Source organism: Streptomyces sp. NPDC058459 (assembly GCF_042721685.1).
In the GTDB taxonomy this organism is placed as follows: Bacteria; Actinomycetota; Actinomycetes; order Streptomycetales; family Streptomycetaceae; genus Streptomyces.
In genome coordinates, this window is the sequence record NZ_JBHXLV010000268.1 from 1 (window position 1) to 7,689 (window position 7,689).

Sequence of the window (7,689 nt, forward strand, 5' to 3'; positions counted from 1 at the left end):
GCATCTGACGAACAATCTGAATCACGGGGCTGTGTCGTGGCCACAGCCAGAGCCTCCCATCACCCCATGATCCAGATCTAGCCCTGTAGTACTAGGGCATGAGGCCGCCAGCGCTCCAGAGAGCGGAAGGGGCACTCGTCCGGGGCCGGCCCTTCGCGGACGAATTCGGCCGCTGCCAGGGGGGCGCACCCTTGCCGGCCTGCCATCGCGCCGCTGAGGGCATAAGGTCGTCCCAGCTGCTGGCCGAAATGGGCTACGAAGATGCAGTCGGCCTCAAGGGGCACGGCTAAGCCACGCCCGGCGTGACGCCAGCGAGCAGCCCCTCCAAACCCTGCTGCAACAGAGCCACGAGGACGCCGAGATGCTGGACCCCACCCTGGTCAAGGGGCCTGGGTGCTCCAGTTCTCGGGCAGTGAGAGACGCGCCCACACGGATTTGCCGCTCGTGGGAGTCGCCGTCCAGCCCCAGGTGGTGCTGAGGGCTCTGACGATCGGAAGCCCGCGGTGCTGCTCGGCCATGGGTGGCGGAGGAATGAGCCGCGGCTGGCGGCGGCTGGGATCGCGGACGACGCACAACAGGGTTCGCGGGCGCAGGGCCAGAGCGAGCCATACACCTGCCTGTGTGCTGTCAGGGGCCAGGGTTCGCGTCCGGCCGTGGCGGACAGCGTTCGCGACGAGTTCGGAGGCGACTTGGACGGTGTCGTCGCTCATGCTGCCCTCTAAGTTCCAGCCCTCGAGCGTCTGGCGCGTGAACTGCCGTGCCACGTAGCAGCTGTTCGTTGCGGCGGGAATGCGTCGTGCGGCGAAGGGGGTGCTTCCCAGGCCGGTGCGGACGGCGAGGTTGGGTGTGAAGACGGGGGGGTGCCACGGAACAAGTGTTCTTCCGCGCTGTCCGTGACAGTGAGCGAGGACGATGGCCGGCTGTCGCTCTCATGACGTGGTGTCATCGTCGTCCCCCCGAACTTGCTTGCCGTGTCCTGCGGCGTGCCGTCTTGCACCGTCACTATTCCGGCCCGTTCATCGTTCTTGCAAGCAAAGTTCTGTAATTGCAGAACGCTGAAATTCGCACACACGGCCGATCTGCGTCCGGTAGGGCGTATGGCCGGCTGGGCGGGGATCGGGAAGGCGCGGTAGTCATGGGGCAGGTCGAGAACGGCGTCAGTGCCGGCATGATCGAGGGTGTGATGTGGCGCAAGAGCCGTCACAGCGGAGGTAACGGAAATTGCGTGGAGGTCGCTTCCCTTCCCGACGGTGGCGTGGCTGTCCGTAACTCCCGCGACCCGGAAGGTCCGGCTCTCGTCTACACGCGTGAGGAGATCTTCGCCTTCTTCGTGGGAGTGAGGGATGGGGAGTTCGACTTCACGATTTCGTGACAGTGTGTAGATTTCTGGCCATTCCCTCACGCGGATGGTTTGCGGCTGCCATACTCGGGCTCCCCCGACCAGTTCGATAGGAGCAAGCGGTATGGCAGCCGATCAGCAGGCGCCTTCCATTCTTGGATTCCCGCACCGCCCGGAATGGGGTGCGTCTGCTCACCGCAAGGCGCTTGCGGGGCACCTGCGTCGATGTCGTGACCACGCCCAGATTGAAGCGAAGCGGGCGGCCCGCTGCATCGACGTCTCCGATGCCGCTATCAGCCGCCTGGAGACCGGCCTCGCCACCCCCGAACCGGCGAAAGTGGAACGCCTGCTGGACGAGTACGGCGTGCGCGACCCGGCTGAACGGGCTCGCGTCGCAATTCTGGTGCACGAGGCGGCGCAGCCCGAAATATGGCAGCCCTACGCTCACGCTACCCCCAGCACCCTGCGTCCGCTGCTGGCGATGGAGCCGGCGGCCCGGCGCATCCTGTCCTACGAACCCCAGCTGGTGCCGGGGTGGCTGCAGACCGAGGAGTACGCCCGGATCGTGATGCGAGCGGTCCATCCGACGAGGCCCGCGAAGGAAATCGCGGAACGCGTTACGATGCGCATGCGGCGCCTTGAGATGCTGCGCCGCAAGACCGACCCGCCGAGCCTGCTCGCTGTCATGGACTCGGAGGTCTTCCGTCGTCCGGTCGGCGCCCCAGGGGTGATGTACCGGCAGATCGAACACATATTGGCCCTTCTGGCTGAACTGCCCTACCGGCTGCGGCTCCAGATCGCCCCGCTGACCGTGGGAGCCGTCGGGGCGATCGGGCATCCCATCGTGCACCTTCGGTTCTTCACCCCCGCGTACCTGCCCGACATGGTGTACCTCGAGCAGTACGAGGGCGCCGTCTACCGGGAGAAACCCGCTGACTCCGAGCGTTACCAAGCGGTGCTGAACAACTTGTGCGGAGTGGCCAGTCCCGCCGACCAGACCCCCTCGCTGCTGCGGGAGGCGCTCGACTCCTGGCGGTAACGGGCACTCCATGCCGCGACTCACCGTCGGACGAACCCCATGCCCCCGTACTCTTCCCACTCCCAAGTCTGCTGAGACGGCACGTCGTCCGGTCGGGGGCGCCAGGCGGACACCTCGGTCAGCCCCGGCTCCTCCAGGTCCAGCGGAGCGCAGAAGGCCTCGACATCGGCCCGTTCACGCACACGTCCCCAGGGCTGCCGTCCAGCGCCCGGACCAGTGCGGACAGAACCTCCCAGTCGGGAACGTCGTGACCCGCCAGCACCCGCCGGACCGCCGCGGCGCTGACGGCCTTGCGGCTGAGCGCTTCGATCTTCTGCGCGCTGGGCTCCTTCGCCGCGAGATGCAGACCACGCACAGCCGCGTGCAGCTGCTGGATGGTCGCAGTGACAGGCTGCCGCTGAGCCGGAGTCATTCCATGCGCCGCCTCGAACAGAACCCGCAGCTGGGCAGGGTCGGACTCGAAAATTCCGCTCAGCGAACACACCAGATCCCACGTAGGAAGCCGGTCACCCGACAGAACCCGGGAGATGAACGACGGGGACAGCATCGCCCGGTCAGCCACTTCTTTGATCGTCTTGCCGCTGCTCACCTGCAGCTGCGTCAACGCCGAAGCCAGCTGCCCCATCGCACTGACCGCCTCCGGACGAACGGCGTCCTTGGCCTCCTGCGCCTCCGCGATCGGTGCGGACCGAGCGGCACGCCACCGCGCCGGAGCAGCCCCCTTCTCATTGGCGTGCGAGACCATCATCCGGGCCACCCGCTCTGGCCCCCACCTCGTACGGGTTGTCTCCGGAGCGACGTGCGCCGCCCGTGCCACGTCTTCCCATTTCTCGCCCCTGTGCCGGGCTTCTTGCACCGCAGCCGCGGTATAGATATCAAGCTCGCGCCTGATCGCTCCTGCACGCTCCAGCAAGGTGCCCAGCTCCTCCTGGCGCACCTCGCTATCGACCAGTTGCCCGGCTAGCCGGTGGACCTCTGCGGCCACCGCACTCCCCAGAGGGCTCTGCTGCTCAACGGTGACCGCCCTGCTCGCCTGCCGCTGGCGCTGCGCCCGGCGCCGACAGGCGGTGCCGCAGTACCTGCGCCGGCGCCCCACCCCTGTGTTCTGCACCAACTGGCCGGAACACACCACACACACATCCTGGTGCGGCTTGCTGCTCGTCACGATGCCTTCCCTCCCAATGCGCCGGCTCCCGGGAGAACCGGGCGGTGCCGATGCCCCCGCTGCTGCCGGGGCGCTCATTCGGGCACCCCGGCAAGAGATCGACGGACAGCTCAGTCCAGACGGGCCCACAGGAACTCGAGGCGGGAGGAGCGGGCCGAGGCGGCCGCAGCGGTGGCAAATGCCGCGCAAGCAGCGGCCGACCAGCCAGAACCCTGCAGAACGGCGAGTACGGCGAGAACGACGAGCGGGCCCAGATGGAGCGTGACAGCTAGGGCACGCAGCTGTGCGCGATATCCGCGAACATTGCTACCGTCCAGGCGTGGCTCAGGTACCACGGTGCCGGACACGACATTGGGATCAGTCATCGGTTTCCTTTCCTGAATTGACGGCTGGTCAAAATGCGGGAGGAGTCCTGGTCTTCTGGTAGCCAGCCTCGGGCCGGGACTCATCTCCGGCGCGACCCTAGCGTGCGCCCGGCAAGCTCGGCCATCGGAGTGAGGCACTAACCGGTAAGCCGTCACATCGGCGAGTGGAAATCCGGATCTCAGACCGATTCCCGGCTCAAAATTTCCCCCGATGAACACTGCCGATCGAATTAGACGGAAGCCGATCGAAGTCACCGTCGCGGAGACGTTTGAGGGCGCACGCCAGCGGTTGGAAATTCACGAGGACTGCTCCGGCGCACGCTAGGGATCGCCCTGACGCGCCTGGCGAAACCATCCTGCGCTGCGGTAACCCGTCAGGAAGGCCGTCACCCACTCGTGATGCGAACTGGCGCCGCCGGCCGCTGACACCGGGCGCCACGTCAGGGGGCGGCCTTGAACGCCCGCCTGACGCCCGGAAATCGGTCCGGCGGAACGACTGTCGAAGTCCAGGACGTCTGTAGCCCCCGTGCCGTGTGTTCGCGGTGGTGCTGGGCGGCGCCGCCTCATGCAGCTCGAAGGCGTAGCTGCGCGCACGGCATACGGGCAGCTCCTTGACGGCTCTTCGAGTCCACCCCTAGGATCAGTCTCCGATCAGATAACTGATTCTACTTGAGGGGGTGGGATGGGTATCCTGCTGACGACCGGACAGGCCGCAGAGGAGCTCGGCTGCGCCGTGACCACCTTCCGGCGCCTCGTGCACGCGGGGCTGCTGCCGGGTCTGTCCCGCCGAGGAGTGCGCGTCATGGTCCCGCTGGACGCTGTACAAGCCCTCGCCGCCCGCCGCGCCGCGCCGCTGGAGCGGCTGGACGCCACCGAGATCGCCGTGCTGCGTGTCGACGCTGTGCGCACGGCTCCCGCCCCTGGGCAGCCGTGGACCGGATACTCCGCAACCCTTCCCCCCGACGACCTGTTGAAGGCCCTGCGCGGCTGGTGGCGCTGCGACGCGGCCAGCGTCGCTGCCGGAGGGGTCATGCCTGTGACCCTGTCGGGCTACACCGTCGCTGTGCTGACCGGGCTTGAGCAGTGGGAGAAGAACTCCGAGGGCCGCCACGCCTTTCCCTGCGCCCGGCTGGCCGGCTTCGTCACCGACCTGGTCACGCCGCAGGTCCGCCTCACGTCCGACAGGAGCGAAGACCGCCGGCTCGCCGAGCTGCTGCTGAGCACCCGGCTCGCCTCCCACTCAGGCGGGTCGGTCGCCTACGCCACCACCCGCACCACAACCAGCTGAACTCCGGCTCTGACAAGGAACCGCCCGATGGACGCACACAGCTACAGCGCCGCTCTCGCCGACCTGCGCACCGTGCGAGACCAGATCAAGAAGGCACGGGCCGTGCTGGCCAAGCTGGAAGCGGACCGGGACAAGCGAGTCCTCCAGCTGGCTGGCTACCCCAAGGCCAAGGCGGACCGAATCGCCCCCGCAGCCGGGCTGGGGGTGGCCGACGTCGTCGCCCTCGCCCCCGCCCTGGCCCCCGACAGCCTCGCCGCAGGCGACGACGCCCAGCCGCAGGCCCCCGAGCCGCCTCGCACCCAAGCCGCCCCCGGTCACGCAACGTCGCCTGACGGCCCAGCAGCCGACCGTGCGACGGCCGCACCGCCTGAGCCGTCTGCACCTGCCCAGGCGGTACAGGACCTGCCGTGCATTCCCGAAGGCGCCACCGGCGAGACGTGGTTCGCGCACAGCCCGGCCCTGGCTTCTACCCGCCCGAACTTCACCCAGCAGGCCCGCTCCACCGTCTTCCTGGACACCGCCACCGGCGTCCTGGTCCACCGCGACCGGACCCACCGCCTCGACCTCCGCGACCGGACCGCCGCCGACATCCTCGCCGCCGTCTCGAACGCCGTCCCCGAAGGCGTGGAACGCATCTACGTCACCGCTGGCGACCCCTGGCACCGCGACGCCGACCGCCACCCCTACCTGCGCGACGCCGTCGCCGCCTGGCTGAACGCGCCGGTCCCGGGCTGGCGCACCGACACCGGCCGCGGCCGCGACCGGATGGCCGGGCACTTCGTCCACGTCCGCAACCCCGTCGGGCGCTACCAGCGGGACAACGGCGACAGCCACGTGGAGATCCGCTCGGTGGGGGAGTGGTTCGACACCGGCGAAGACAACCCGCACACCGTCCGCGATGCGTTCGTGCTGCTGTGGCAGGCCCTGCGCCGCCACTGGAACGACGCCGTCCTCATGGGCTCCCCCTCCCAGACCGGCCGCGACCTGTGGACCCGCACCATCCCCGCCCGAGGCCAGCATGCCGACGGCTTCCCCGTCCTCTCGGATGAACTGCGCGGCCTGCTGCACGCCACCGCCGGGCAAGGCCGCAACGAACTCCTCACCCCGCCCCGCGTTCCAGACCAGCTGCCCCAGCTCGTCGAGTACGACCGCACCTTCGCCTACGCCAAGCACACCTGGAAATCCCCCGTCGGCACCCCCCGCCGCGTCACCGCCGCCACCTTCGCCGCCTGGTCCGAGAAAGAACAGACGCGCGCCCTGTACGGGAGCGGGCACTGGCAGATCCGCGTCACCGTCCCCGACAACTGGAACCACGTCGGGCTCCTCCCGGCTCCCGCGCCCGGAGACCGCGCCTGGCACTACCCGGCCGAACCCGGCGCCACCTTCACCACCTGGGCCGGCGGCCCCGAGGTCCACACCGCCATGACCAACCCCCTCACCCCGTGGAGGATCGAAATCCTCGACGGAATCCTGTGGGAGGACGGCAAACCCCTGGACGACTGGGCCAAGAAGCTCAAGGAGGCCTGGGCCAACCTCTCCGCCCAGGCCCACTTCCAAGGCGACCCGCAGCAGGCCCGCGCCGCGCACCTCGCCTCCCGAGCCGTGCGCTCGATCCTCCTGTACGGCATCGGCGCCTTCGCCCAGCGCCCGCGCATGGTCACCGGCACCACCCCCCGGTCCATGGAGCGCGACGTGCCGCCCGACGCCGAGGTCATCGGCTTCGACGACGAGCTGATCACCTGGCAGAAGCCCACCGGCTTCGCCCGCGACCCCAACGCCCACCCCGAATGGGCCGCCGCCATCTGGTCCGGCGCCCGCGCCGCGCTGCTCACCCAGCGCCACCGCGACGACGACACCTACGCCGGCGCCCTGCACACCCCGCCCGGCACCGTCGTCGCCTTCCGCACCGACGCCCTCTACCTCACCCAGCGTCAGGACTGGCCCTACCACCACCAGCCCGGCGACTACCTCCTGCGGGCCACCTCACAGGCCCCCACGCCGCACCCGCCACGGAAGAAGAGCTCCTCGCGCTGCGGGAAGCCGGACGAGCGGCGCTCACCGCTGAGCGGGAGGCGTGATGCCACGCCGCAACACACGCGCCCCGTACGGCGAACTGAACGAGGCGGCACGCCTCGCCGACCGGCTCCAGCAAGCCGGCTACACCCGCCGCGACATCGCCCGCATCCTCGACCGCGACCCCTCCCTGGTCTCGCAGTTCTACACGAAGAACAAGGGCGCGGCCTTCGTCCCCGCCCTGCGGCAGGTCGTGGCCGCCCTCGAGGCCGGCGGCATCACCGACCTGCCCGAGCTCGCCGCCATCGCCGCCCGCCACACCCAGCGCCGCACCACCGCCTCCGGAGCCCGCGCCCGCGTGCGCAGCAAGGCCGTCCTGATCACCCCCACCGGCACCGGCACCGGCCGCGTGGGCGCCCAGGCCATCGCCTCCGGCTCCGCACGCCTGCGCCCCCTCATCGCCGAAGCAGCCCGCCAGGG

8 protein-coding genes are annotated in these 7,689 nt (G+C 69.4%); 4 read left to right on the top strand and 4 right to left on the bottom strand.

Translation table 11 applies throughout. From position 1 onward, the window contains the following. Nucleotides 1–380: 380 nt before the first annotated feature. Entirely contained in the window at nt 381–764 is a 384-nt protein-coding gene (locus tag ACFWN1_RS30100) for an ATP-binding protein (RefSeq protein WP_384368852.1), read from the bottom strand. A 371-nt stretch (nt 765–1,135) separates the two neighbouring features. Between ACFWN1_RS30100 and ACFWN1_RS30105 the strand changes: the two genes are divergently transcribed. Then, nucleotides 1,136–1,372 carry a DUF397 domain-containing protein gene (locus ACFWN1_RS30105; protein ID WP_384368855.1) on the top strand — a complete coding sequence of 79 codons (237 nt, stop codon included), beginning with the start codon at nt 1,136–1,138 and terminating at the stop codon, nt 1,370–1,372. Between the two features lie 91 nt (nt 1,373–1,463). After that, nucleotides 1,464–2,378, top strand: a complete 915-nt coding sequence (locus tag ACFWN1_RS30110) for a helix-turn-helix domain-containing protein (RefSeq protein ID WP_384368858.1) — start codon at nt 1,464–1,466, stop codon at nt 2,376–2,378. Nucleotides 2,379–2,398: 20 nt separating this feature from the next. Here ACFWN1_RS30110 and ACFWN1_RS30115 read toward each other — a convergent pair whose 3' ends face one another. From ACFWN1_RS30115 to ACFWN1_RS30125, 3 genes are all read right to left on the bottom strand, one after another. Further along, the gene (locus ACFWN1_RS30115; protein WP_384368861.1) at nt 2,399–2,560 is read right to left on the bottom strand and encodes an SAM-dependent methyltransferase; all 162 of its coding nucleotides are present in this window, start codon (nt 2,558–2,560) and stop codon (nt 2,399–2,401) included. Further along, nucleotides 2,497–3,543 (bottom strand): helix-turn-helix domain-containing protein, encoded by a 1,047-nt coding sequence (locus tag ACFWN1_RS30120; protein ID WP_384368864.1) that lies wholly within the window; start codon nt 3,541–3,543, stop codon nt 2,497–2,499. The genes ACFWN1_RS30115 and ACFWN1_RS30120 overlap by 64 nt, the downstream gene beginning before the upstream one ends. Nucleotides 3,544–3,653: 110 nt before the next feature. Beyond that, nucleotides 3,654–3,908 (bottom strand): hypothetical protein, encoded by a 255-nt coding sequence (locus tag ACFWN1_RS30125; protein WP_384368867.1) that lies wholly within the window; start codon nt 3,906–3,908, stop codon nt 3,654–3,656. A 682-nt stretch (nt 3,909–4,590) separates the two neighbouring features. Between ACFWN1_RS30125 and ACFWN1_RS30130 the strand changes: the two genes are divergently transcribed. After that, nucleotides 4,591–5,196: a helix-turn-helix domain-containing protein gene (locus tag ACFWN1_RS30130; RefSeq protein ID WP_384368870.1), complete on the top strand. Its 606-nt coding sequence runs from the start codon at nt 4,591–4,593 to the stop codon at nt 5,194–5,196. A gap of 27 nt (nt 5,197–5,223) precedes the next feature. Beyond that, nucleotides 5,224–7,689: hypothetical protein (locus tag ACFWN1_RS30135; RefSeq protein WP_384368873.1), on the top strand; the 2,466-nt coding region annotated here is incomplete at its 3' end.

Coding starts and splice junctions, on each gene's coding strand:
- ACFWN1_RS30110 (WP_384368858.1), top strand. CDS start 1,464: ATGGCAGCCGATCAGCAGGCGCCTTCCATTCTTGGATTCCCGCACCGC.
- ACFWN1_RS30105 (WP_384368855.1), top strand. CDS start 1,136: ATGGGGCAGGTCGAGAACGGCGTCAGTGCCGGCATGATCGAGGGTGTG.
- ACFWN1_RS30130 (WP_384368870.1), top strand. CDS start 4,591: ATGGGTATCCTGCTGACGACCGGACAGGCCGCAGAGGAGCTCGGCTGC.
- ACFWN1_RS30125 (WP_384368867.1), bottom strand. CDS start 3,908: ATGACTGATCCCAATGTCGTGTCCGGCACCGTGGTACCTGAGCCACGC.